The sequence below is a fragment of the Pseudomonas alliivorans genome (assembly GCF_017826695.1).
GTDB classification, from domain to species: domain Bacteria; phylum Pseudomonadota; class Gammaproteobacteria; order Pseudomonadales; family Pseudomonadaceae; genus Aquipseudomonas; species Aquipseudomonas alliivorans.
Genome location: NZ_JAFFZW010000001.1, coordinates 271053 through 296589 on the forward strand (window position 1 = coordinate 271053; position 25537 = coordinate 296589).

The 25537-nt window shown below is 58.2% G+C and carries 22 protein-coding genes and 2 tRNA genes; 10 read left to right on the forward strand and 14 right to left on the reverse strand.

Features of this window, described 5'->3' with window-relative positions:
* Positions 1-11: 11 nt before the first annotated feature.
* Positions 12-1022 (forward strand): RNA polymerase sigma factor RpoS, encoded by a 1011-nt coding sequence (gene rpoS / locus JTJ32_RS01275; protein WP_099229733.1) that lies wholly within the window; start codon positions 12-14, stop codon positions 1020-1022.
* Positions 1023-1555: 533 nt separating this feature from the next.
* Here rpoS and fdxA read toward each other — a convergent pair.
* On the reverse strand, positions 1556-1879 hold the full coding sequence (gene fdxA, locus JTJ32_RS01280) for a ferredoxin FdxA (RefSeq protein WP_043305397.1): 324 nt from the start codon (positions 1877-1879) through the stop codon (positions 1556-1558).
* Between the two features lie 245 nt (positions 1880-2124).
* Positions 2125-4692, reverse strand: a complete 2568-nt coding sequence (gene mutS, locus JTJ32_RS01285) for a DNA mismatch repair protein MutS (protein WP_210041098.1) — start codon at positions 4690-4692, stop codon at positions 2125-2127.
* A gap of 480 nt (positions 4693-5172) precedes the next feature.
* On the opposite strand from mutS, the gene JTJ32_RS01290 reads away from it, so the two are divergent.
* The 3 genes from JTJ32_RS01290 (at position 5173) to recX (ending at position 7304) form a co-directional block, all read left to right on the forward strand.
* A complete protein-coding gene (locus JTJ32_RS01290) occupies positions 5173-5673 on the forward strand; it encodes a CinA family protein (RefSeq protein WP_456239180.1) in 501 nt (166 codons plus the stop codon).
* 93 nt (positions 5674-5766) lie between these two features.
* A complete protein-coding gene (gene recA, locus JTJ32_RS01295; RefSeq protein WP_043305400.1) occupies positions 5767-6831 on the forward strand; it encodes a recombinase RecA in 1065 nt (354 codons plus the stop codon).
* Between the two features lie 5 nt (positions 6832-6836).
* On the forward strand, positions 6837-7304 hold the full coding sequence (recX, locus tag JTJ32_RS01300; RefSeq protein WP_043305401.1) for a recombination regulator RecX: 468 nt from the start codon (positions 6837-6839) through the stop codon (positions 7302-7304).
* 2 nt (positions 7305-7306) lie between these two features.
* Here recX and JTJ32_RS01305 read toward each other — a convergent pair whose 3' ends face one another.
* Together JTJ32_RS01305 and JTJ32_RS01310 are read right to left on the reverse strand one after the other, a co-directional pair.
* Positions 7307-8425, reverse strand: a complete 1119-nt coding sequence (locus JTJ32_RS01305) for an LOG family protein (protein ID WP_099229737.1) — start codon at positions 8423-8425, stop codon at positions 7307-7309.
* Positions 8426-8772: 347 nt separating this feature from the next.
* Positions 8773-9189 carry a quorum-sensing-regulated virulence factor family protein gene (locus JTJ32_RS01310; RefSeq protein WP_210040479.1) on the reverse strand — a complete coding sequence of 139 codons (417 nt, stop codon included), beginning with the start codon at positions 9187-9189 and terminating at the stop codon, positions 8773-8775.
* A 218-nt stretch (positions 9190-9407) separates the two neighbouring features.
* Here JTJ32_RS01310 and JTJ32_RS01315 point away from each other — a divergent pair, with 218 nt between their 5' ends.
* The 3 genes from JTJ32_RS01315 to JTJ32_RS01325 all read left to right on the forward strand — a co-directional run bounded on the left by JTJ32_RS01315 (position 9408) and on the right by JTJ32_RS01325 (position 11453).
* Complete coding sequence (locus tag JTJ32_RS01315; protein WP_210040482.1) at positions 9408-10121, forward strand: tRNA-uridine aminocarboxypropyltransferase; 714 nt, start codon at positions 9408-9410, stop codon at positions 10119-10121.
* Between the two features lie 237 nt (positions 10122-10358).
* A complete protein-coding gene (gene erdR, locus JTJ32_RS01320) occupies positions 10359-11006 on the forward strand; it encodes a response regulator transcription factor ErdR (protein WP_004879097.1) in 648 nt (215 codons plus the stop codon).
* Positions 11007-11087: 81 nt separating this feature from the next.
* Positions 11088-11453 carry a diacylglycerol kinase gene (locus tag JTJ32_RS01325; protein WP_004879098.1) on the forward strand — a complete coding sequence of 122 codons (366 nt, stop codon included), beginning with the start codon at positions 11088-11090 and terminating at the stop codon, positions 11451-11453.
* Between the two features lie 14 nt (positions 11454-11467).
* Here the strand turns inward: JTJ32_RS01325 and JTJ32_RS01330 are convergent, their stop codons facing one another.
* A complete protein-coding gene (locus JTJ32_RS01330; protein WP_210040484.1) occupies positions 11468-12394 on the reverse strand; it encodes a LysR family transcriptional regulator in 927 nt (308 codons plus the stop codon).
* Positions 12395-12517: 123 nt separating this feature from the next.
* Here JTJ32_RS01330 and JTJ32_RS01335 point away from each other — a divergent pair, with 123 nt between their 5' ends.
* Positions 12518-13297 (forward strand): ferredoxin--NADP reductase, encoded by a 780-nt coding sequence (locus JTJ32_RS01335; protein ID WP_210040485.1) that lies wholly within the window; start codon positions 12518-12520, stop codon positions 13295-13297.
* 49 nt (positions 13298-13346) lie between these two features.
* Here JTJ32_RS01335 and tsaA read toward each other — a convergent pair whose 3' ends face one another.
* The 5 genes from tsaA to rimO form a co-directional block, all read right to left on the reverse strand.
* On the reverse strand, positions 13347-14054 hold the full coding sequence (gene tsaA, locus JTJ32_RS01340; RefSeq protein ID WP_210040487.1) for a tRNA (N6-threonylcarbamoyladenosine(37)-N6)-methyltransferase TrmO: 708 nt from the start codon (positions 14052-14054) through the stop codon (positions 13347-13349).
* A gap of 10 nt (positions 14055-14064) precedes the next feature.
* On the reverse strand, positions 14065-14526 hold the full coding sequence (locus tag JTJ32_RS01345) for a YehS family protein (protein WP_210040489.1): 462 nt from the start codon (positions 14524-14526) through the stop codon (positions 14065-14067).
* Positions 14527-14595: 69 nt separating this feature from the next.
* Positions 14596-15306: an rRNA pseudouridine synthase gene (locus tag JTJ32_RS01350; protein ID WP_210040491.1), complete on the reverse strand. Its 711-nt coding sequence runs from the start codon at positions 15304-15306 to the stop codon at positions 14596-14598.
* A gap of 91 nt (positions 15307-15397) precedes the next feature.
* Entirely contained in the window at positions 15398-15841 is a 444-nt protein-coding gene (locus tag JTJ32_RS01355) for a GNAT family N-acetyltransferase (RefSeq protein ID WP_210040493.1), read from the reverse strand.
* Positions 15842-15947: 106 nt separating this feature from the next.
* Positions 15948-17291: a 30S ribosomal protein S12 methylthiotransferase RimO gene (rimO, locus tag JTJ32_RS01360; protein ID WP_210040495.1), complete on the reverse strand. Its 1344-nt coding sequence runs from the start codon at positions 17289-17291 to the stop codon at positions 15948-15950.
* 260 nt (positions 17292-17551) lie between these two features.
* Between rimO and JTJ32_RS01365 the strand changes: the two genes are divergently transcribed.
* A complete protein-coding gene (locus JTJ32_RS01365; protein WP_099229757.1) occupies positions 17552-19447 on the forward strand; it encodes a potassium transporter Kup in 1896 nt (631 codons plus the stop codon).
* A gap of 81 nt (positions 19448-19528) precedes the next feature.
* Here the strand turns inward: JTJ32_RS01365 and JTJ32_RS01370 are convergent, their stop codons facing one another.
* The 4 genes from JTJ32_RS01370 to JTJ32_RS01385 form a co-directional block, all read right to left on the reverse strand.
* A complete protein-coding gene (locus JTJ32_RS01370) occupies positions 19529-20860 on the reverse strand; it encodes a virulence factor family protein (protein ID WP_184318997.1) in 1332 nt (443 codons plus the stop codon).
* On the reverse strand, positions 20860-23502 hold the full coding sequence (gene mprF / locus JTJ32_RS01375) for a bifunctional lysylphosphatidylglycerol flippase/synthetase MprF (protein ID WP_184319000.1): 2643 nt from the start codon (positions 23500-23502) through the stop codon (positions 20860-20862). The genes JTJ32_RS01370 and mprF overlap by 1 nt, the downstream gene beginning before the upstream one ends.
* 351 nt (positions 23503-23853) lie before the next feature.
* Positions 23854-23930, reverse strand: a tRNA-Met gene (locus JTJ32_RS01380).
* Between the two features lie 196 nt (positions 23931-24126).
* Positions 24127-24203, reverse strand: a tRNA-Met gene (locus JTJ32_RS01385).
* 261 nt (positions 24204-24464) lie between these two features.
* Here JTJ32_RS01385 and dinB point away from each other — a divergent pair.
* On the forward strand, positions 24465-25526 hold the full coding sequence (gene dinB / locus JTJ32_RS01390) for a DNA polymerase IV (RefSeq protein ID WP_210040497.1): 1062 nt from the start codon (positions 24465-24467) through the stop codon (positions 25524-25526).
* The last annotated feature ends 11 nt before the right edge of the window (positions 25527-25537 follow it).

The following is a 25537-nucleotide window of genomic DNA, read 5'->3' on the forward strand; positions in this document are numbered from 1 at the left end:
GGACTATAACAATGGCTCTTAGCAACGAAGCGCCGGAGTTTGACATCGATGATGACGTGCTCCTCATGGAAGCCGGCATTGTCCTGGAGCAATCGCCGAGCGAGAAGCAGCCGTCTACTGCCGCCTCGGGTCGCGCGAAGGCCAAGCCGTCGTCATCGCTCAAACAACACAAATATATTGATTACACTCGGGCGCTCGACGCTACCCAGTTGTATCTCAATGAAATAGGGTTCTCTCCGCTGTTGTCTCCGGAAGAAGAAGTACACTTTGCGCGATTGTCGCAAAGTGGAGATCCGGCTGGGCGCAAACGCATGATTGAAAGCAATCTGCGGCTGGTGGTGAAAATTGCCAGGCGTTATGTCAATCGTGGACTGTCATTGCTTGATCTGATCGAAGAAGGCAACCTTGGCTTGATCCGGGCTGTCGAAAAATTCGATCCTGAACGCGGTTTTCGTTTTTCTACCTATGCCACGTGGTGGATTCGTCAGACGATTGAACGAGCCATCATGAATCAGACCCGGACCATCCGGTTGCCGATTCATGTCGTCAAGGAACTGAACGTCTACCTGCGTGCGGCAAGGGAGCTGACTCAAAAGCTCGATCACGAACCATCCCCTGAAGAAATCGCCAATCTGTTGGAAAAACCGGTAGGCGAGGTCAAGCGCATGCTTGGGCTCAATGAGCGGGTGTCTTCGGTTGACGTATCGCTTGGGCCGGATTCGGACAAGACGTTGCTCGATACGCTTACCGACGACCGTCCTACAGACCCTTGCGAGCTTCTGCAGGATGATGATCTTTCGCAGAGTATCGATCAGTGGCTGTGCGAACTGACCGAAAAGCAGCGTGAAGTGGTCATACGCCGTTTCGGGCTGCGGGGGCACGAAAGCAGTACGCTTGAAGATGTAGGCCTGGAAATCGGGCTCACGCGTGAGCGTGTGCGACAGATTCAGGTCGAGGGCCTAAAGCGTCTTCGTGAAATACTCGAGAAAAATGGTCTTTCGAGCGAGTCGCTCTTTCAGTAAAAACTTCAACCGCGTTACAAGAGCCGACCTGAGCAGACTGTTCATGTCGGCTTTTTATATGGCTTTCATCATCCAAAGAAGTCCTGATGCTCTGGAGCCGGATCGCCAGACACAGCCTCCCAAGACACGCGCCATGTACGTCATTGCGTACGTGATCTGTAAGTCATCAAGGGGTTGTAAGTGAGATTTACCGGATATTCGGGTTTTCTATCTTTTAACCCATTGATCCCTAAGGTTTTATAAAGTCTTCAAGGCAAGAGCGGAAATATTTTGGCGTGCTTGGTGGGTTGCCCTGCTGCGCCAAATCTTTACTATCGGAGCCGTACCAACGGATCGGTACAGACGCTCAAGGATGAGGGTCAAGGACTTCGCATGACGCGATTCATCAGGACGATGAAAAGGGATTACAGGGATCAGGGAGAAATGTGGGCGGGTTATACCGCCCCTTTTTCATGTTCAGTCAGCTTGGTTGTTTCATTGAATTCAAGATGAAAAAAAGGCCCTCAAAAGGGCCTTTTTTTGGAGTCCGGACTCTAGCGTTCCAGATCTGCAATCTTGTCTTTCTTGCCGTCCCACTCTGCTGCATCCGGCAGTGCATCTTTCTTCTCTGTGATATTCGGCCATACCTCGGCAAGCTCGGCATTGAGCTCGATGAAGTTTTCCATGCCGGCCGGAATCTCGTCTTCGGAGAAAATGGCCTGAGCAGGGCATTCAGGCTCACACAGCGCGCAGTCGATGCACTCGTCCGGGTGAATCACCAGGAAGTTCGGGCCCTCGTAGAAGCAGTCCACCGGACAGACTTCCACACAGTCGGTGTACTTGCACTTGATGCAGTTGTCGGTGACGACGAAGGTCATTTCTAATTCTCTCCTCAGGCGGCTGCGGCAGAGCCCTTCCAGACAGGGTTGCCAGGTTCGGGACGGTTCCCGACCCTATGAAAACACGTGCTGTTGATGAAGGCCTTGAAGCAGTTTGACTGCATCGCCTGCCATTCACCTTTGGTTCGCTGCGTCTTCACGCGGCTCGAACGGCTGCTCAGCCAGGCTAAAAGCTGAGCGCATCCCAGACCGCGCGGGATTCTAACAGCATGTAACGGGTCACGTCACAGTCGAGTTTGCAATGTGTATAGCAAATCCAGCGCCTGACGCGGTGTGAGATCGTCAACCTTGACCTTCGACAGTTCATCGAGCACCGGATGCGGCAGACTGGCGAACAGATCGCTCTGCATCGGCGCTGCCTGTTTTCCCGGTTTGGCGCGCGGCTGCTCGTGGGGCAGGCTGGTAGTCTCAAGGCGTTTCAAATGCTCTTTGGCGCGGGTGATGACTTTGCCTGGAACCCCGGCCAACTGTGCGACTGCCAGGCCGTAGCTTTGACTGGCAGGTCCTGGCAGAACCCGGTGCAGGAATACGATCCGCTCGTTGTGTTCGGTAGCATTCAGATGCACGTTGCTGACCAGTGGTTCGCTTTCCGGCAGAACGGTCAACTCGAAATAGTGAGTGGCGAACAGGGTGTAGGCGCGCAACTGGGCGAGGCATTCTGCCGCAGCCCAAGCGAGGGAGAGGCCATCGAAGGTGCTGGTCCCGCGGCCGACTTCGTCCATCAGCACCAGGCTGCGGTCGGTCGCGTTGTGCAGGATGTTGGCTGTCTCGCTCATTTCCACCATGAACGTCGAGCGCCCGCCCGCCAAGTCGTCGCTGGAGCCGATCCGCGTGAATATCCGGTCCACCAGTGACAGCTCGCATTGAGCTGCAGGTACGAAACTGCCGATATGGGCGAGCAAGACAATCAAGGCCGTCTGGCGCATGTAGGTCGATTTACCGCCCATGTTCGGACCGGTGATGACCAGCATGCGTGTGCTGTCGTCCAGTGCCAGGTCATTGGCCACGAAGGGTGTCGACAACACCTGCTCGACCACCGGGTGACGACCTTGTTCGATGCGCATGCAGGGCTCGGCCACAAATCTCGGGCAATTGAGGTCGAGGTTCAGTGCGCGTTCGGCGAGGTTGCTCAGCACATCCAGCTCGGCCAACGCTGCCGCGGTGTCCTGCAGCGGCGCGAGATGGCCGATCAGGTCCTCGAGCAAGGCTTCGTAAAGCATTTTCTCTCGAGCCAGCGCGCGACTTTTGGCCGACAGCGCCTTGTCTTCGAACGCTTTGAGTTCCGGCGTGATGAAGCGCTCGGCACCCTTCAGGGTCTGTCGGCGGATGTAATCGGCGGGCGCCTGTTCAGCCTGTTTGCTGGGCAGCTCGATGAAGTAGCCATGGACGCGGTTGTAGCCTACTTTCAGGTTGGCCAGGCCGGTTCGAGACTTTTCGCGCGCTTCCAGATCGATCAGGAACTGGCCTGCGTTCTCGCTCAGTGATTGCAGCTCGTCCAGTTCAGCGTCGTAACCGGTCTTGAGCACGCCACCGTCGCGAATCACAGCCGGCGGGTTGTCGATGATTGCCCGTTGCAACAGGTTGGCCAGCTCAGGGTAGGTGCTGGCGGTGCGGGCCAGTTGTTGAAGGTGCGGCGCTTCCAGCTCGCTCATCGCCTGCTGTAATTCGGGCAGGGCGCTCAACGCGTCGCGCAGGCGGGCAAGGTCGCGGGGGCGAGCGTTGCGTAGACCGATACGCGCCAGAATCCGCTCGATGTCGCCGATTTCTTTCAATTGGGGCTGCAGGCTCTCGAAGCGGTAGCGTTCAAGAAAGCAGGTAATCGACGTCTGACGGGCCTGAAGGATGGTCAGATCGCGCAACGGACGGTTCAACCATCGCGTCAGCAGGCGTGTGCCCATGGCGGTCTGGCAGCGGTCCATGACCGATTGCAGCGTGTTGTCGCGACCGCCCGACAGGTTGGTATCCAGTTCAAGGTTGCGGCGGCTGGCGCCGTCCAGAATCACGGTATCGTCCAGTCGCTCGTGACGCAGGCTGCGCAGGTGCGGCAAGGCGGTGCGCTGGGTTTCCTTGGCATAGCTCAACAGGCAGCCTGCCGCGCCGATCGCCAGCGTCAGCATTTCACAGCCAAAGCCCTTGAGGTCCTGAGTCGCGAACTGCTGACAAAGGCTTTTGTGCGCCGAATCGCGTTCGAAATCCCATGGCGCGCGACGACGTGAGCCACGACGTTTTTCAGCAGGCAGACCCTGAGGCCAGTCATCCGGGATCAGCAGTTCGACCGGGTTGATGCGTTCGAGCTCGGCCAGCAGGTTCTCCCAGCCCTTGATCTCCAGCACGCTGAAATTGCCGCTGGTGATGTCCAGCACAGCGAGGCCGAAAAGGCGCTCGTCGCCGAGCACGGCAGCGATCAGGTTGTCCCGACGCTCGTCGAGCAGCGCTTCATCGCTGATGGTGCCCGGCGTGATGATACGCACGACCTGACGATCGACCGGCCCTTTGCTGGTTGCCGGATCGCCGATCTGCTCACAGATCACTACCGACTCGCCCAGCTTGACCAGCTTCGCCAGGTAGCCTTCTGCTGCGTGGTAGGGGATGCCGCACATGGGGATGCTCTGGCCCGCCGACTGACCGCGTGCCGTCAGCGTAATATCCAGCAACTTGGCGGCCTTTTTGGCGTCTTCATAGAAGATTTCGTAAAAGTCACCCATGCGATAGAACATCAGCTGATCCAGATGCTGATTCTTCAGCTTCCAGTACTGTTGCATCATGGGGGTGTGCGAAGAGAGGTCGGAAATTGCTTTATTCATCAGTGGCTTGGGCAAGTTCTTGAGAAGAGTGGGTAAACCTCGGGGTGCGACGCTTAATCCCTCCGTTTACCGAGGGATGTCTGCCGAGTGTTTGCGATGGGCGCAAGGTTATCACGCACGTTGCGCGGGTGCAGTCCCGGTTTGGTGAACGCTCAATCGTGACCTTGGGTTTCCGCAAGCCCACAGCTTCCTGATTGCTGTATAGACTTCACGAACCACCACCGTCTGTGAGTGGTGGCCTATGAAAAAGGACTTTTATATGGCAGTTAAACGAGCAAGGGATTCGGTCACTGGACGCTTCATTCCTCTGGATGAGGCAAAGCGCAGACCGAGGGAAACAACGGTCGAAACGGTCAAAAAGCCTGTTTCCAAAGAGAAGCAGTGAACATGAGCGGACAAGCGGCTTCTTATGCAGCCGCGATGTTCAAAGATCGGATTTCAGATCAGCGGTTGGAACGGGAACGTACTGTGGATGACATAACCCTGCTTGCCGCTTCGCTTGGCAGGCTTCTGAAAGCGACTGATGCCCAGGTGACGACCGCCGAGTCCTGTACGGGAGGCGGCATCGCCGAAGCGATTACACGTGTCGACGGCAGTTCCGGCTGGTTCGAGGCCGGCTACGTCACTTATTCCAACCATCAGAAAACGCGACAGCTCGATGTTCCGCAAAGCCTGTTCGACAGTGTCGGCGCGGTCAGTCAGCCTGTCGTTGAAGCGATGACCCGCGGCGCTCAGCGCAACAGCGGTGCCAGATTCGGCGTCGCGGTCAGCGGCGTGGCGGGGCCTCGTGGTGGCTCGGTCGAAAAGCCGGTCGGTACGGTCTGGATCTGCTGGGGTGACGGTGAAAGGCTCATCGCGCAGCGCCGGTGGTTCGCCGGTGACCGTGAGCAGGTGCGCCGACAAACGGTAAAAGCCGCGCTGGAGGGGCTCATCGCGCTTGCATCCGGAGAAATGCCAAAACAGGGGTAGGCGAGCGTCGATCCCTGTGGAATAATACTGTCTACTTATACAGGTGTTGTGGCCATCAAGGCCCTAATTGAATTTGATTACGTGAGGACTTCAATGGACGACAACAAGAAGAAAGCCTTGGCTGCGGCCTTGGGTCAGATCGAGCGTCAGTTCGGTAAAGGTGCCGTGATGCGCATGGGCGACCATGATCGTCAGGCGATTCCTGCCATTTCCACCGGCTCGCTCGGTCTGGATATCGCACTGGGTATTGGTGGTCTGCCAAAAGGCCGGATCGTTGAAATCTACGGTCCGGAGTCTTCCGGTAAAACCACGCTGACACTGTCTGTCATCGCTCAGGCCCAGAAAATGGGTGCGACCTGTGCATTCGTCGATGCCGAACACGCACTCGACCCCGAATACGCAGGCAAGCTGGGCGTCAACGTCGACGACCTGCTGGTCTCGCAGCCGGACACCGGTGAACAGGCGCTGGAAATCACCGACATGCTCGTACGTTCCAACGCCATCGACGTGATCGTGGTCGACTCCGTTGCCGCGCTGGTTCCGAAGGCCGAGATCGAAGGCGAGATGGGTGATATGCACGTGGGTCTGCAGGCACGTCTGATGTCGCAGGCGCTGCGCAAGATTACCGGTAACATCAAGAACGCCAATTGCCTGGTGATCTTCATCAACCAGATCCGCATGAAGATCGGTGTGATGTTCGGTAGCCCGGAAACCACCACCGGTGGTAACGCACTGAAATTCTATGCCTCGGTTCGTCTGGACATCCGTCGCACCGGCGCCGTGAAAGAAGGTGACGAAGTGGTCGGTAGCGAGACCCGCGTCAAGGTCGTCAAGAACAAGGTAGCTCCGCCGTTCCGTCAGGCCGAGTTCCAGATTCTTTACGGCAAGGGTATCTACCTCAACGGCGAAATCATCGATCTGGCCGTACTGCACGGATTTCTCGAGAAGTCCGGTGCCTGGTACAGCTACCAGGGCAGCAAGATCGGTCAGGGCAAGGCCAACTCGGCCAAGTTCCTGGCAGATAACCCGGAAATCGGTAATGCCCTCGAGAAGCAGATTCGCGACAAGCTGCTGACGCCGGGCGTTGATACCAAGGCCGTTGGTTCCCGCGAACCTGCAGTGGCTGACGATATGGCTGAAGCAGACGCCGATATCTGATATCCATGTCTGCCGTGCTTGATACACCCGTCGCCGTCAGGCGAACTGCAATGGACCTGCTCGCGCGACGCGAGCACGGTCGAGTCGAGCTGACGCGTAAACTGCGTCAGCGCGGCGCCTCCCCTGAGCACATTGAAGCCGCTCTTGATCGTCTGGTCGAGGAAGGTCTGCTCTCTGAATCCCGTTATCTTGAAAGTTTTGTCTCGTATCGATCTCGTTCGGGCTATGGACCTGTGCGCATCCGTGAAGAGCTGAGCCAGCGCGGCTTGCAGCGAGCTGATATCGAGCAGGCACTGAGAGAGTGCGGCGTTGACTGGCAGGAAAAACTTCAGGAAACCTGGCAGCGCAAGTTTGCCGGGCGCATGCCTGCTGACGCGCGTGAACGTGCTCAACAGGGACGATTTCTCAGTTACCGAGGCTATCCGCTGGACATGATCGGCCGCCTGCTGAGCGGCCGAGGCATGGATGATTGAGATCAGGCGTTCAAAGGCTCACGTTGGTGCGCCGACTGTTGTTCACCTGAAGGTTTCAACCAGTTCTCCGGTAAGTTGATGTAATCCAGCAGCTCTCGAAGCCGACCCTGATTACGCCCGGTGAACGTGAAGGCCAGCCGCGTCAAGTGGCTGAACTGAGCCTCGTCATGTTCTTCGCCCTGATAACCATGCTGGTGAAAACCCTCGCTGAGACACAAGTCGGCAAAGGCCTCGTGCATGTGCGCAAGAGCCTGCTTGCTGAGTGCATGATGCATGCGGATCACGAACTTGCTCTTCAGCCAGCGACTGGAGTGGTAGTTGGTGTAGAAACGGTTGATTTCATCCACCGCCTCGTCGGCGCTGTAGACCAGTCGCATCAACTTCATGTCCGCCGGAAGGATGTAGTGATTGTCTTCCAGCTGGGTCTTGATGAAGTCCAGCGCGCTTTGCCAGAAACTGCCGCCCGGCGTATCCAGTAGCACGATGGGCACCAGCGGACTTTTACCGGTTTGAACCAGCGTCAGCACTTCCAGCGCTTCATCCAGCGTGCCGAAACCGCCAGGGCATAGCACCAGTGCGTCGGCTTCCTTGACGAAGAACAGCTTGCGGGTAAAGAAGAAGTGGAAGGGCAGCAGGTTTTCCGTACCTTCTACCGTTGCGTTGGCATGTTGCTCGAAGGGCAGGGTGATATTGAAGCCCAGGCTGTGCTTGAGGCCTGCACCCGCATGAGCTGCTGCCATGATGCCGCCGCCCGCTCCGGTGATCACCATCATGTCGGACTGAGCCAGTTTTGCACCCAGCTCCGTGGCCTGCGCATAAAGAGGATGTTCCATTGGCGTTCGGGCCGAGCCGAACACTGTCACCTTGCGCCGACCCTTGAATCGCTCCAGCACTCGGAAGGCGTTGTCCAGCTCGCGCAAAGTCTGCAGGGTTATCTTGGCGTTCCAGCGATTGCGGTCATCCTGAGCCATGCGCAGGACGGTCAGCATCATGTCTCGATACAGCGCCAGATTGGGGCTGCCCGGGGCGACCTGATGAATATGTTCTTCAATCTTGCCAGTCAGGTCCAGGCCATTGCTTTGAAAGTGTCTGGACAGAAGATCGTTAGGTACATACGGCATTCAAGATGTCTCCTCCTGCAGAATCGTCGACCCGCTCCAGCTTGATCGGCCAAAAAGGTGAGTTGACCGATACCGGGTCGTATGAATTCTGTCTGTTTCTCTGGTTCACAAGAAACGATGGGCGCACATGAGCGTGTCACGCTTGTCGGCCATGTGCCTGAAAAGTACAGATTGGCTGTCAGAAGGTTATAGCGCCAGTCTGGCGTGAATGTCGAATCGATGATGTGCCGGCTCCTTCGGAAAGGCCATCGGTTCTCGGTCCGTATTCAGGGAAGAGGCTTGCTGGATGTCTCGTAACGAGAACGGCGTGCGCCTGAGGGGCAGGCGCACGGGAAGGGCAGAGCGGCTTATTTCTTGGGTTTTACCGTGCAGTCCGAGGCCTGGAAGGTCTGGGTCGCGACCGGGCGATTGGTCTTGTACTCGGTGAACTGATATTTGAGTACGGCACCTTTGGTCATCAACTGACGAAAGCCATAGTTGTGACAGACGCTGTTGCCCAGTTGGTCGCGCGTCGCATCCGGATTGGCGCGCATTTGCTGCGCCTGGCCTTCACGTACGCTCAGGTGGTTGATCAGTTCCTTGCCATTGACGGTATAGCCCTGATCCAGAATATCTTCGTTGATCGCTCGAGGCGTACCGACGCTGCTTTCCTTCGCGACTTTTTCCAGCATTTTGCTGAGCTCGAACTCCTGCTTCGACGCCGCCTGGGCGCACAGCGGAGCAACGAGCAAAAGCGTAAGGGTAGGGGCGATGAGGCGCAGCATTAAACTCTCCTGATTAAGTAGCTGGCCGTTGGACCAGCGACTTCAAAGTGCGTTCCGGGATAACCTGCCGACTGCGGGTCTGGATGGCGAAGCAGTATAAGACAGGAGTCTTCGCACAGCCTAGGGTTGAACGGTCGGTGCTCTGATAAACTGCGCGCACTTTATTCCTGTCGAGTTCTCGTGGTGTCGATGTATTCCCCCAGTACGCGTGTGCCTCAATGAGCCACGCTGTCTCCCGCCTGCGCGATGAGCGGCTGGCGCGAAGTACCAAGCCCTTTATCGCCCGGGGTTCGCGCGCGCCACGCTGCCCGGATTGCCGGGTCATCTTCAGCTACTGTTTATGTGCATGGCGGCCCAGGGTCGCCGCCGAATCCGGTATGTGCCTGTTGATGTACGACACTGAGCCTTTGAAGCCGACCAACACCGGCTGGCTTATTGCCGATGTCATCGATGAAACGCACGCGTTCGGCTGGTCGCGGATCGACGTCGATGAGCAGTTGCTGGCCTTGCTGGATGATCCGCAATGGCAGCCTTATATCGTGTTTCCGGGCGAGTTCGTTGCCAGGGAGCGGGTGGTGACTCAGGTATCACGTGAAAAAGATGGCAAGCGGCCTTTGTTCATTCTGCTGGACGCCACTTGGACTGAGGCGCGCAAGATGTTCCGCAAAAGTCCCTATCTGGAGAAGTTTCCGGTGTTGAGCCTGGAGCCCGAGCAGATATCACGCTACCGCTTGCGTCGCTCCAGGCGCGATGATCATTTCTGTACGGCAGAAGTGGCTGCGCTGTGCCTGGAATTGGCCGGCGATGTCAGCGCGAGTGGCGTGCTGGACGCTTATCTGGATGTGTTCAGTGCTCACTATCTGGGCGCCAAGTACCAGCGACCAGTCGATACGGATGACCCGGCCCACACTCATTTGAAGGCTTTTATATAGTGCGCAAGACGTGTGCCCCTTTGGCTATTGGCTGATTGCCATCTCGTTGTGGGGGCCTGGGCGTGTCATGCTTGACCGTCATGGTGTTGCTGGGCATGCTTGGCGCCGCTTGGACGCCGATTCACTGGGCTCGGTGCTGCACTTGCCTGATCGGGCAACGTGAATTTGCCGGCATTTTCGGATGCCCTGCTGAGCGGCCCGCGTTGCTGGCCCTCACTATGAAAACAGGATCAACACATGACCTACGACATCCTGATCGCCGACGATCATCCTCTGTTTCGCAGCGCGCTGCGGCAGGCGTTGAGCATCGGCCTGGGACCAGATGCACGGCTGGTCGAGGCAGAAAGCATCGCGCAACTGGAGTCGCATCTGGAGCAGAAGACGGACTGGGATCTGGTGTTGCTTGATCTGAACATGCCCGGTGCCTACGGCTTTTCCGGCCTCGTTCTGTTACGGGGTCAATACCCGCAGATCCCTGTTGTCATGGTGTCGGCGCAGGAAGAAGCGTCCATTGTCGTTCGCTCCAGAGAATTCGGTGCCAGTGGTTTCATCCCCAAGTCCAGTTCGCTTGAGGCCATTCAGCATGCGGTGCGTACGGTTCTGGAGGGCGATGTCTGGTGGCCGCCGCAGGTCAACGAAACCATCAGCGTTTCAGACGAGGCCAAAGCCGCCAGTGCCGGGCTTGCCAGTTTGACGCCGCAGCAGTTCAGAGTGTTGACCATGGTCTGTGAAGGCCTGTTGAACAAGCAGATCGCGTTTGAGCTGAGTGTCTCTGAGGCCACCATCAAGGCCCACGTGACGGCGATCTTTCGCAAGCTGGGCGTGCGCACCCGGACCCAGGCAGCGTTGCTGCTGCAACAACTTGAATCCATCTCAGCCAGCTAAACCGCAGTCACAGAAATGTTCACGCTTTTTTGACCTGTGTTCCCTTAGCTTTCCTCATCCTTACTGTACAGCAGCCTCTCTATGTCGCCCTTCAAAGGCCAAACCGGTCTGAAACGAATCCTCAACGCCGCAGGTTATTCCCTGGACGGCCTGACCGCCGCTTTCAAGGGCGAAGCCGCTTTTCGTCAATTGGTGCTGCTCAATGTGGTGCTGATTCCTCTGTCGTTTTTTCTGACGGTCAGTAAAGGCGAGCACGCATTGCTGGTAGCGGTATGCCTGTTGGCGTTGATCGTCGAGCTGCTCAACTCCGCTGTCGAGGCGGCCATCGATCGGATCTCTCTGGACCTGCATCCGCTGTCCAAGAATGCCAAGGATATGGGCAGCGCTGCGCAGTTTATTGCCCTGACCATGATCGGTCTGGTGTGGGGCATCGTCCTGTTGGGCTGAGTCTGACCGATTTATCAGTACAGACTGGGCAGCACGATTTCGTCGCTGCGCTGCACGCCGGCGGTGAATGCCCGGCAGAGGTCGAGAAATTCGCGCATGGCGGACGTCTGATACTTCTGTTTGTGCCAGATGAAGTAGAACTGCCGGGACAGGTCCAGATCCGGGGTGGTGAGTTCGACCAGGTTGCCGCGACGAAACGCATCGCGCAGCGCCAGTCTGGAAATGCATCCGATGCCCAGCCCGGACTCCACTGCCCGCTTTATCGCTTCCGTGTGCTCCAGTTCCAGCTTCACGTTCAGACCGTTGCGGTGATGACGCATGGCCTGATCGAACGTCAGCCGGGTGCCTGAACCCTGTTCGCGCAGAATCCATGCCTCGCGTGTCAGTTCGTCCAGTGTGGCCTGGCCACGCTTGGCCAGCGGATGTTGCGGTGCACAGAACACCACCAGCTCATCTTCGACCCAGGATTGAACTTCGATGTCGGGGTGGCTGCAATCGCCCTCGATCAAGCCAAGGTCGATCTCGTAGTGCGCCACCTGTTGCACGATGTGCGCCGTGTTCTGAACATGCAGTTTTACCTGGCTTTCCGGGTGGCGCTGCATGTAGCCACCGATCAACAGCGTTGCCAGGTAGTTGCCGATGGTCAGCGTCGCACCAACAGCCAGCGAGCCGAAGCCTGACTTGCCGTTGAGCAGGTCTTCGATTTCCTTGGCCTGATCGAGCAAGGCAACGGCCTGAGGCAGCAACTGGCGACCCGTCGCATTGAGGCTCAGTCGCTTGCCGGCTCGGTCGAACAGCTGGCAACTGGACTGGCGCTCCAGTTCTGTGATGGACGTGCTGGCGGCCGACTGGGAGAGTGAAAGCAGCACGGCAGCGCGCGAGACGCTTTCCTGCTGGGCGACGGCGACAAAAACCTGAAGTTGACGAAGAGTGAATCGCATATCTATATAACCGATAACCTATATCTTGATAATTCATTTAACAGATATTGTGTCTGCCACTAGAATGTCGCGCAATAGCGCAATGCCCATGCGCGCACGAAATTTTCAGGAGTTCCCACGTACATGAGCAACATGAACCACGAGCGTGTCCTCAGCGTCCATCACTGGAACGACACCCTCTTCAGTTTCAAGTGCACCCGCGACCCTGGTTTGCGTTTCGAGAACGGTCAGTTCGTCATGATCGGCCTGCAGCAGCCAAATGGTCGTCCGCTCATGCGTGCGTATTCGATTGCCAGCCCCAACTGGGAAGAGCATCTGGAGTTTTTCAGCATCAAGGTGCCGGACGGTCCGCTGACTTCCCAGTTGCAACACCTCAAGGAAGGCGACGAGATCATCATCAGCAAAAAGCCTACGGGCACGCTGGTACTGGATGACCTGAAGCCGGGCAAACATCTTTATCTGCTCAGCACCGGGACCGGCCTGGCGCCGTTCATGAGCGTCATTCAGGACCCTGAAACCTATGAGCGTTTCGAAAAGGTCATCCTGTGCCACGGCGTGCGTTACGTGAACGAAGTCGCTTATCGTGAGTTCATCACTGAGCACCTGCCGCAGAACGAGTTCTTCGGTGAAGCGCTGCGCGACAAGCTGATCTACTACCCGACCGTGACACGCGAGCCGTTCGAAAACGAAGGCCGCCTGACTGACCTGATGCGCAGCGGCAAGCTGTTCAGCGACATCGGTCTGCCGCCGATCAATCCTCAGGACGACCGTGCCATGCTGTGCGGTAGTCCAAGCATGCTCGACGAGACCAGCGAAGTGCTCAACAACTTCGGCCTGACCGTTTCGCCACGCATGCGTGAGCCTGGCGACTACCTGATCGAGCGTGCATTCGTCGAGAAGTAAGCCGGGTTGAAAAAAACCGCCTCACCCTTGGGCAGGGTGAGGCGGTTTTTTATTGGCCGGAATCTTGTGCCGGGATCACTTCCAGCACGCAGATGACACCTGCCTGGGGGTAATGCCAGCGAACATCCAGATCCCAGAACTGCGCACCATAGCGACGCTCAGGTGTGGGCGTCTGATAAGCCGGCCGTGGATCCTGAGCCAGGCACTGCTCGATCAGTTCCATCAGTGGCTCCCCCAGCCTCAAGGCATGCTCGTGCGCCTGAACCAGCGCAGCCTCCTGCCAGAGCACTGGAATCAGCTCGGGTGCAGCACTGGCCATGGAGTTGGTCGCGCTTTCGACAGTGTCGGCATAGGGTACATAGGGCTTGATGTCCAGCACCGGCGTCCCGTCCAGCAGGTCAATACCTGACAGCCACAGACGCCCGGCTTCAACCTTGTCCAGCCTGACCACTGACTGACCGATGCCATTTGGGCGATGAGTCGCGCGGGTAGCGAATACGCCCATCGACTGGTTGCCGCCCAGACGAGGCGGGCGCACTTTCAGACGTGGCTTGTCTTCCAGCGCCAGATGAAACAGGAACAGCAACCAGACATGGCTGACCTGCTCAAGACCCTGCACCGCATCACCCTGATCGAAGGGGGCGACCAGTTCCAGCACGCCGCGCGCCGCCGGTGCCAGCTGTGGCTGGCGCGGAATGGCAAACTTCTCCTTGAAGCAGGAGCGCATGTAGCCGACAGGTGAAACGGTATGGGTCATGCCCGCCAACTCAGCCGCGAACGCGCAGGGTCAGGCCTTTAAGGAAGTTGCGCAGCAACTGGTCGCCGCATTCGCGGTAGTTGGTATGACCTACCTTGCGAAACAGAGCGCTCAGCTCCGGCTTGGAGACCGGGAAGTCGACGGACTTTAGGATCGCGTGCATGTCGTCCTCTTTCAGTTCGAAGGCCACGCGCAGCTTTTTCAGCACGATGTTATTGGTGATCGGCAGGTCGATAGGCTGAGGTGGACGGCTCTCGTCCTTGCCGCGCTTGAAGTAGACCAGGCCGTCCAGAAAGTGCGCCATGACCTCGTCGCTGCAATCCAGGTAGCCTTCTTCTTCCTCTTTCTTCATGAACGCAATGACGTCGCTCCTGGAGACCTCAAAACCAGTCAGTCCGGTGATTTCGACGATTTTGCTGTCGCTGATATCGAGCATGTAGCGCACGCTGCGCAATACATCGTTGTTCATCATGAGCGGTGAGTCCTGTAAGTCTTTTGACGGCGCACGAACAAGCGCGTGCGCCCGGTAATGAGAGAGGCGTTAGAACTTTTCCTTGGTCGTCATGTAACGCCATTGCCCCTCGGGCAGCTTGCCCATGGACACGCCGCCAATGCGGATACGGCGAATGGAGACGATTTTCAGGCCGACAGCCTCGCAGAGCTGAGCGATGACGCCGGGCTGCGGATTTTTCATGGCGAAACGCAGGCGGTTCTCGTTCTGCCAGCTGGCTTTGACCTTCGGCAGCTCCTTGCCCTTGTAGGTCAGGCCGTGGTTCAAGCGATTCAGTCCATGAGGGGCCATCTCGCCGGAGATCTCCACGACATACTCCTGCTCGATCTTGCTGCGGTCGTCGGTGAGTTTGCGAAGGATTTTCCAGTCCTGGCTGAAGACCATCAGGCCGCTGGCGTTGGCCTGCAGGCTGGAGATCGCCTCAAGCCGCAAAAAATGGCCCTTGAGGGGGCGTTTGCCGTAGCTGTGTTCTTCGCAAAGCGTGCCGGGCGTGATCATCTGCAGCGCACTTTCGGCAGTGGCCGAGGCCGGCGTGTGGAAGATGATAGTGACCGGCTCCGGCGCGTCAGCCTTGGCATCAGGGCTCAGCTCTACTTTCTGGGTATCGACCTTGAATTGTGGCTCTTCGACCACCACGCCATCCACGGTGACCCAACCTCCCTCGATGAACAGTTCAGCCTCCCGGCGGGAGCAGCCGACCAGATCAATGAGGCGTTTGGAGAGGCGGATGGGGTCTGTCATGAAAGAAGCCGTTTACTGATGAGAAAGGCGCCATTGTAACCGCCTGCGCCGGGTTATTCGCGGCAACATTGCAATTGCGCCTTCAGGCACGTCAATTGCGGCGGCTCAACTGCATTCTGAGCATCGGATAAGGGCTGCCCAGGCCATCGACTTCGGAGCGGCTGACCACCTCAAAGCCGTGCTTGAGATAGAACCCCAGCGCTTGCGGATTCTGTTCGTTCACATCCAGCTCGTAGATGCGGAACTGTGAGATCGCATGGGTCAGCAACTGTGAGCCCAGCCCTTCTGCGCGGTGCTCAGGATCGATGAACAACATGTCGAGTTTGCTCCGATTGACGCCTGCAAAGCCGGTGATGTTCAGTTGTGCGTCACGGGTACAAAACAGCGTCACGCTGTCCAGATACTGCCGGAGCAGCAGATCCTTCAGCAGCGTGATATAGGCGTCCGGCAGAAAGTCGTGAGTGGCGCGTACCGAGCGCTCCCACAGGTCTACCAAAGCCGGGTAGTCGTTCTTGTCTGGAATGTAGAATTCCATCGGGCCAGGGCTCCCAGTGTCCGGTCTGTGCATAGACCGCAAAACTCAACGAAAAAGCCCTGCCGTTTTGAAGGGCAGGGCTTTTTTCCGGCAAATGGAGCCCGCGTCAGATGATTTCGGCCCACAGGTCGTATTCATCGGCATCGGTCACGCGGCACATGATCTTGTCACCCGGCTTGACGGTGCTGTCATCCTCCAGGCCGATGAACACGTTACCGTCGATTTCAGGGGCGTCGAAGAAACAGCGACCGATCGCGCCACGCTCATCGACTTCGTCGATCAGCACTTCGATCTCGCGGCCGATCTTCATCTGCAGACGAGCGGCACTGATGGCCTGCTGATGCGCCATGAAGCGGTCCCAACGGTCCTGTTTGACGTCATCCGGCACAACGGCAGCGTCCAGCAGATTGGCAGGCGCACCTTCGACGGGTGAGTACTGGAAGCAGCCGACGCGGTCCAGTTGGGCCTCGGTCAGCCAGTCCAGCAGGTACTGGAAGTCTTCTTCGGTTTCGCCGGGGAAGCCGACGATAAAGGTCGAACGGATGATCAGATCCGGGCACTGCTCGCGCCAGTTCTTGATGCGGGCAAGGGTCTTGTCCTCGAAGGCCGGACGCTTCATCAGCTTGAGGACCTTGGGGCTGGCGTGCTGGAACGGGATATCCAGATACGGCAGGATCTTGCCCGCGGCCATCAAAGGGATCAGCTCATCAACGTGCGGATACGGATAAACGTAATGCAATCGTACCCAGACACCCATGGAGCCCAGCGCCTGACACAACTCGGTCATGCGGGTCTTGACCGGCTGGCCGTCCCAGAAACCGGTGCGGTACTTGACGTCGACGCCGTAGGCGCTGGTGTCCTGAGAAATGACCAGCAATTCCTTCACGCCGGATTTGACCAGACGCTTGGCTTCGTCAAGCACATCGCCGACCGGGCGGCTGACCAGCTTGCCGCGCATCGAAGGAATGATGCAAAAGCTGCAGCTGTGGTTGCAGCCTTCGGAAATCTTCAGGTACGCGTAATGGCGCGGCGTCAGCTTGATGCCTTGCGGCGGCACCAGATCGATCAGCGGGTTGTGATCGTGGCGCGGCGGCACGACTTCGTGCACGGCATTGACGACCTGCTCGTACTGCTGAGGACCGGTCACCGACAACACGCTCGGGTGGACGTTGCGAATGACGCTTTCATCCACGCCCATACAGCCGGTCACGATCACCTTGCCGTTTTCCGCCAGCGCCTCACCGATCACTTCCAGCGATTCAGCCTTGGCCGTATCGATGAAGCCGCAGGTATTGACGACAACCACGTCGGCGTCCTCGTAAGTCGGGACGACTTCGTAACCTTCCATGCGCAATTGAGTCAGGATCCGTTCGGAATCGACCAAAGCCTTCGGGCAACCCAGAGAAACGAACCCGACCTTGGGGGCGGATGGCGTGGTGACGGTGGACATGGCGAACCTCGGCGTGAAGGGGCCTGGACACTACGTGCAGGCACCGGTTGGGCGCTTGGTTGCGCCTCTGATCAAAAAGTGCGCAATTCTAGCGGTGACCGCGCACGATGACCAGTCTTTGGAAGAGAATTACGACGAGTGCTGCGTTATGCTTCGCGCCATTGCGTCGAGGCATGTCAATGTCTGGGCGGTTCTGAATTGTTACGTGTTGTGAAGTTCATAGTGCTTTGAGCCTCATGTCTGGTTTCCGGGAGTAGTGGATGAGTCAAACAAACAGTCATGAAGGTTCTGGAAAGGCTGCCAGGCCTGTGGGACTCCTGATCGCGGCGGTGGGTGTGGTGTATGGCGATATCGGCACCAGCCCGCTGTATACGCTCAAGGAGGTGTTTCAGGGCGGCTACGGGGTCGAGGTCACGCATGACGCGATTCTGGGCGTACTGTCGCTGATTTTCTGGTCGCTGATCTGGGTGGTGTCCTTCAAGTACATGGTCTTCATCCTGCGCGCCGACAACCAGGGCGAGGGCGGCATCATGGCCCTGACTGCGCTGGCGCGGCGGGCTACGGCCAGATTCCCCAAATTGCAGATGATGATGGTGGTGTTCGGCCTGTTCGGTGCGGCCCTGTTCTATGGCGACAGCATGATTACGCCTGCCGTCTCGGTACTGTCCGCAATGGAAGGTCTGGAGCTGGCGTTCGACGGGCTGGAACACTGGATCGTGCCGATGGCGCTAGTGGTGCTGATCGGGCTGTTCCTGATTCAGAGGCACGGTACGGCGCGCATCGGTGTGCTGTTCGGTCCGGTAATGGTCACCTGGTTCGTCGTGTTGGGCGCACTGGGTGTCTACGGCATCATGCAGTCGCCGGAAGTGCTCAAGGCGGTGAACCCTGTCTGGGGTGTGCGCTTCTTCATTATTCATCCGGGCATCGGTGTCGCCATTCTGGGCGCGGTAGTGCTGGCGTTGACCGGCGCCGAAGCCTTGTATGCCGACATGGGCCACTTCGGTCGCAAGCCCATCTCGCGGGCGTGGTTCATCCTCGTGCTGCCGGCGTTGCTGCTCAACTATTTCGGTCAGGGTGCGCTGGTGCTGGGCAACCCCGAGACTGTTCGCAATCCGTTTTATCTGCTGGCGCCGGGTTGGGCGCTGCTGCCGCTGATCGGCCTGTCGACTATGGCGACGATCATTGCCTCCCAGGCGGTGATTTCCGGTGCGTTTTCCATGACGCTGCAAGCCATCCAGCTTGGCTATATTCCGCGCATGTACATTCAGCACACCTCCAGTGATGCGCAGGGCCAGATCTATATCGGCGCTGTGAACTGGGCACTGATGGCGGGCGTGATCATGCTGGTGATCGGCTTCGAGTCTTCCGGCGCGCTGGCTTCTGCCTACGGTGTGGCGGTAACCGGGACCATGCTCTGCACCACGATTCTGGTGTCTTCGGTGATGCTGCTGCTGTGGAAATGGCCGCCATTGCTGGCCGTTCCGCTGCTGGTGGGGCTGTTGCTGGTTGACGGTCTGTTTTTCGCCGCGAACGTGCCGAAGATCTTCCAGGGTGGTGCCTTTCCGGTGTTGGCGGGGGCTGTGCTGTTCATCCTCATGACCACCTGGAAGCGCGGCAAACAGTTGCTCGCCGAGCGCATCGACGAGGGCGGTCTGCCGCTGCCGATCTTCATTGGCAGCATCCGTGTGCAGCCGCCGCATCGCGTGCAAGGCACGGCGGTGTTCCTGACGGCTCGTTCCGATGCCGTGCCGCATGCGCTGCTGCACAACATGCTGCACAACCAGGTACTGCACGAACAGGTCGTGCTGTTGACGGTTGTTTACGAGGATTCACCGAGGGTCCCGGCTCAGCAGCGTTTCGAGGTCGAGTCGTACGGTGAGGGGTTCTATCGCGTGATCCTGCACTTCGGGTTCATCGACGAGCCGGACGTGCCCGCTGCGCTTGCTCTGTGTCACCTGGCTGAGCTGGACTTCAGCCCGATGCGTACCACCTACTTCCTGAGCCGCGAGACGGTTATCCCGTCGAAGATGGTAGGCATGGCTCGCTGGCGCGAAGCACTGTTCGCCTTCATGCTCAAGAACGCCAACGGCAACCTGCGCTTCTTCAAACTGCCGTTCAACCGCGTGATCGAGCTGGGTACGCAAGTCGAGATGTAAGCTGCCGGATATACCCTGCCAATAAAAATCCCGGCGACCTTACGGTGCCGGGATTTTTTTTGGTCTCGGATAACTGACCGGTTATTGAGCGCCAGTCTTGCCCTGACGCTTGTTGATGGCGTCGATCAGGCGTTTGGCCAGGGCAGGGTAGTCCTCATCGAAGTGATGACCACCGGGCAGCTGGACCGCTTCACCCACCGCTGTGGTATCGGTGCAACCGCTGTCCTTCTTCTCTTCGATGCCGTAGACGCAGAGCACTTTGGCAGCAGGCAGCTTAGCCATCTCAGGTCCTGTGGTCGCCTCTTTGCCCGCGTTGCCCAGCCAGCCATCCACGTGAATCTCGAAACTGCCGGAGCGAGCGAATGCCAGCAGGATGATTGCGTCCACACGGTTCTGATCGTCCGTCGCAAGACGGTTGTAGATCGCAGGCATCACGTCGGCGCCGAACGAGTAACCGGCAAGGATGAAGCGTTTGGTGCCCCATTTCTGACGGTAGTGGTTCATCAGGTCGGTGAGGTCGATGGCGGTCTGCTCGGGTGTCTTGTGTTCCCAGTAGTAACGCAGCACATCGATGCCGACCACGGGATAGCCCATCTTCGCCATGTCGCCCGCCACGACCTTGTCCAGATCGCGCCAGCCGCCGTCACCGGACATGAACAGCGTGACGGTGTCGGATGGTTGGCTGGCCGGTACTTCAACGACCGGAATGCCCAGCCCGCCTGCATCGTTTTCGCCCAGCAGCAGGTGGCGCAGTTCGGTGTTCAAAACCTGCGGCAAGGGAATATCGTAATCGCTGATGCTGGTGTCGGCGTTCGTCTGATCCCGTACGAATGCTGCGCTCGGATCATCCGGCGCGTCATTCCAGGCCGCCAGCCAGTGCCCGTGCGGTGCCTTCTGAGGCAGCGGCACGTCACAGATGAGTGGCGGCGTGTCGCCTTCATCCACCACCGGTGGCGGATTGGACACGTGCTCCAGGGCGAAGCCTACCGAGATCGCCTGAGCCTTGTCGTCAGTCTGCCCGGCCAGCCAGCGCCATGCCAGGGTCGCGCCCGGGCCTATCCCGCCCACCACCAGCGCTGGGCCGTCGAGTTTTTCGAGGGCACTCTGAAAGGTTTTCTGCTGCATGACGCAATCGTCTTTAGGCAGAACAACCTGAACGATGCGCGCCGAAGCGTCTTTGCTGATGGCCAGCAGTTGCTTGTCGGTGAGCATCTCCTCGGCGGTAACAGCCAGCGCGATACGGGTCTTGATGCGGGTGGCCGGTGTAACGCTGGTCAACGCGGCCCCGTCATTCAGATTCAAGTGCTCAAGTGTGGCGGGTGGAGCGGGGCGGCTCCATATCCAGACTCCCAGTGCGACCAAAAGAAGAATTACCAGAGCTGCAAGCAAAAGGCGCCAGGAGCGTCGAATCATTAGCGTTTCACCAATCCAGTCAGACCGCCTGCAATCAGGGCGGCAGTGTCAGCCAGTGCCACGAGCGGATCGAGTCCGGCAGGCACGGCCATATAACGAGGTTCCCAATCGGGCTGGAACTTGTCCTTGAAGCGGCGCAGCCCCTGGAAGTTGTAGAGCTGTTCTCCACGACGGAAGATCATCGAGCCCAGACGCTGGGTCAGGGGGGCCCCACGACGCGGCTGCAGGCCGGACAGGGGCACCATACCCAGGCTGAAGCGGGAATAGCCCTGCGCCTTGTAGTGCAGAATCAACCCGACCATCATGAATTCCATGGTCAGTTTTGGCGCATCCGGGTGCGAGCGCATCAGGTCCAGGCTGGCCAGTTCGTGGCTGGTGGTTTCCAGCAGGTTGGAAAACGCCACTGGCTTGCCCTGGAAGTGAACGATCGCAATGCGGAAGTATTTGAGGTACTCGGGGTTGAAGCGTCCCAGCGAGAAGCCTTTCTCGCGCACGTTCTTGCCGGTCAGCCATGCGTCGGAGATCGCTTTGAGTTCATCGATCGGCGCTTCGCCCTGTTCGTAGATTTCCAGCGAAAGACCATCACGACCACCACGGTTCCAGGTGTAGCGCAGGTCCTTCATCTCCTTGCCTTTGGCGTCGATATCGAATTTCAGCAAGTTGACTCTGGCTTCCTCGCCCAGCTTGATAGCGGTCAGTCCGATGTCCATGTAGAACGGCAGGTTTTCCGCGCGCACCTGATAGAACACGGGGCGTGCATGGTGAACGTCGCACAGGTCGCGGAATTGCCAGATCAGCTCGGCACGCTGTTGTGTCGGACCGATAGGGTCATACAGCGCCACCAGACTGCGACCGCGGTGCGAGTACATCAGAAAAGCGTTGCCGGCCGGGTGAAACAGGATGGCCTTGTCACCGGTCAGCACCAGCCCGCCGTCAGGCTGGCTGGAGGCTTTGAGAATCTCGGCTGCCTTGTCCAGATCGGCTGCATCGGGCAGCTTGATGACCGGGCGGGCGGTACGCAGCAGCCAGGTCAGGGAGACCACCACCAGCAGAACCGCGCTGCCCAGCGCCGAGCGCAGGCCGCGAGGGGCGTCGGCATCCAGCGTGAACTGCCACCACAATTGATGGCTGTAAGGTACGTCCTGATAAGCAAACAGCAGCAGCCAGATCGACGCACCGACCACGCAGACACTGGCGATCAGATAGAGCGGCGAGAAGGGTACTTCGAACAGGCGGCTCGGGCGATAGAACGAGCGGCGGAAGGTCATCAGCAAGACAGCAGTGAGCAGCAGAAGGCTGGCTTCCTCCCAGTCAAAGCCTTTCAGCATCGACAGCACGGCGCCCACCACCAATAGAACCACGGTCAGGATCCACGCAGCGGACAATCGGCGGCGCAGGCCCTGAGCAAGCAGCAGGCACAGGACGCCCACCAGACTTGCCCCAAAGTGCGACGCGTCGATCAGGCGATGGGGAATCATGAAGCCGACGTTTTCCAGTCGGGTATCGATTTCAGGGGTGGCACCAGAGAAGAGCAGCACCACCCCCGACAAGAAAACCAGTAGTGCCAGGATCGGTGCCGCCAGACCTGAAGCGACGCGCATCGCCTGCCGCGTCGGAAGTAATCGCTGAGCTTCGGTGAACAGCAGTGTCAGGCATGCCAGCAGCAGTGGCAGCACGACGTAGATCAGGCGATACAACAGCAGGGCGGCTGCCAGGGGCGCTGCTCCCAGCTCGTTGGCAAACGCAGCCAGCAGGATCGCTTCAAAGACGCCGACGCCACCGGGAACATGGCTGAGTACGCCAGCCGCCAGTGCCAGCAGATAGATCAGCATGAACGCGCCCAACGGTGGCGCCTGGGGCAGCAGCAGGTAAAGCACCAGAGCCGCCGCCGCCACGTCGAGTGCAGTGATCACCAATTGGATAAGGGTCAGGCGCAGATCTGGAAGGCGCAGGGTGCGACGACCCAGGCGCACAAGAATGTTGTGGGGGATGTCCTGTTCTGGCATGCGGCGACGATAGATGGCGACCGCCAGGAGAATGCTGCCGACCAACACTGCGGTTGCGATGACCGCGAGCACTTCCACAGGAAGCTTCAAGGCCAGTGATGCACCGGACAGATTGCTCAGGGTTGCCAGCGCTGCGAGCGGCGGCAGCGCGCAGCCCAGCGAGAGACTGGCGAACACGGTCATGCGGGCAATTTCAATCGCGCCGATCCCATGTCGCGAATACAGGCGATAGCGGACCGAGCCACCCGACAGCATCGACAGGCCCACCGCGTTGCCAATCGCAAACGACGTGAAACCACCGAGGATCAGTGTTTTGGTCGGCAGGTCGACGTTGGCATAGCGACTGGCCGACAACTCGTAACCCATCAGGATGACATAGCCGATTATCGCAGCCAGCAAGGCACCGCCCAGAGAGGGCAGGGGCACCGCGAACAGGGAGTCATGCAGCGCATACCAGTCCATTTCGATGAGCATGTGCCGGCAGGCGATCAGCGCCAGGCCGAACAGCAACAGCATCACAGCCAGCCCGATAGGCTGGCGATACTTGCTCAGCAACTCGCGCCAGTTCAGGCGTGCGGGTTTGCCAGGTTGATCGGCATTTACTGCTTCATTGGAATCTGACGTGTTGTCGCGCATCAATCACTCCTTGGATCGTGCGCGACAGGATGGAGGTATACAGCCAAGTTACCAATCCCTACGCAAAAAATATTTCAGGATGTTAGCGCGTCAACGCCTAACGAGCGAATAGCGAATAGACCGGGTCGCCGCTGTTCAGCCGTGATTCAGGTCTGATTCAGCTTAGCTATAAGCCTATCGGCAGGATGTGAAAAAACTGTCGCAAATGGAAACATTGCGTGACGGCAGTGATGATAGGGCTTCAGCGCCTGGACAAAATAGTCTTTTTTGTCAGACAGTTACGGGTGATGCGAGAGGGTTTTTCATCAGGCACAAAAAAAGCCGCTCTTTCGAGCAGCCTTCTTTGATGTTTGGTTGCGGGAGCCGGATTTGAACCGACGACCTTCGGGTTATGAGCCCGACGAGCTACCAGACTGCTCCATCCCGCGTCTGTGTGGCGGCATTCTACAGCCGAACGCAAAAGTGTCAACCCTTAATGCTGGAAAGCTGAAAATAACCTCGCGTCATGCTTCTATCCACGAAGGCATCCAACTTTGGCTCGGTCCTTCTATATAGAAGCACGCGTCGATGCTTTATGAGTGCGCACAAAAAAGGCCACTCTTTCGAGTAGCCTTTCTTGATGTTTGGTTGCGGGAGCCGGATTTGAACCGACGACCTTCGGGTTATGAGCCCGACGAGCTACCAGACTGCTCCATCCCGCGTCTGTGTGACGGCATTCTACAGAGAGTTGTCGGGGTGTCAATGATTAGTTTTAGAAAAGTGCTTTTCCTTCAATTGGTTAGCGAGGCGAAGCGAATGAGTGAAGGACCTTTGGCGCCCGGCCCGTCGGGCTTCAGGTGGCGTTCACGCTTAAAAAAGGGCGTAAACGCTGCCTTTTCATCTGGCATTTTGAGGACGAGCGTGTCACCTGTTGATAGCAGTGAGATACTGCGTGGCCATGGATATCAAAACTTCATCAGGTCATGACGCAGCGCAAAATCATCCACATCGACTGTGACTGCTTTTACGCAGCCATCGAAATGCGCGACGACCCGAGTCTGGCAGCCAAGCCCCTGGCGGTAGGAGGCTCGGCAGAACGGCGAGGTGTTATCGCCACCTGTAACTACGAGGCACGTGCGTATGGCGTGCGTTCTGCCATGTCTTCTCGACATGCCCTCAAGCTTTGTCCGGACCTGACCATCGTCAAGCCGCGCATGGATGCCTATAAAGAAGCGTCGAAGGAAATCCAGACGATATTTCGTGATTACACCGACCTGATCGAGCCGCTGTCTCTGGATGAGGCGTTTTTGGACGTCTCCGATTCGAGCCATTTTTCCGGGAGTGCAACGCGCATCGCCCAGGATATTCGGCGAAGGGTCTCCAATCAGCTGCACATCACCGTGTCGGCGGGTGTTGCGCCCAACAAGTTTCTGGCCAAAATCGCCAGCGACTGGAAAAAGCCGAATGGGCTGTTTGTCATTACCCCGGATCAGGTCGAAGACTTTGTCGCATTACTGCCAGTCAATAAGCTGCACGGGGTGGGCAAGGTCACTGCCGACAAGCTGGGCCGTTTGGGGATTGTCGACTGCGCGGATCTGCGCAGTCGTAGCAAGCTGGCGCTGGTGCGCGAGTTCGGCAGTTTTGGCGAAAGGCTCTGGAGTCTTGCGCATGGCATCGATGACCGGCCTGTGCAGAATGACAGTCGGCGTCAGTCGGTCAGTGTCGAGAATACGTACGAGAAGGATCTGCCCGATCTGGCCAGTTGCCTGGAAAAGCTGCCTGCCTTGCTGGAAACACTGACCCATCGCATGGCCCGAATGGAAGGCCAGTACCGTCCAGGCAAACCCTTCGTCAAAGTGAAATTCCATGACTTCACTCAGACCACGCTGGAGCAGACTGGCGCTGGCAGGGATCTGGGCAGTTATGAACAGTTATTGGCGCAGGCCTTCGCGCGGGGAGGAAAGCCGGTTCGGCTGCTGGGTGTGGGTGTGCGCCTGCACGACTTGCGTTCAGCCCACGAGCAGCTGGAACTGTTTAAGCGGTAACAGGCGGCTCC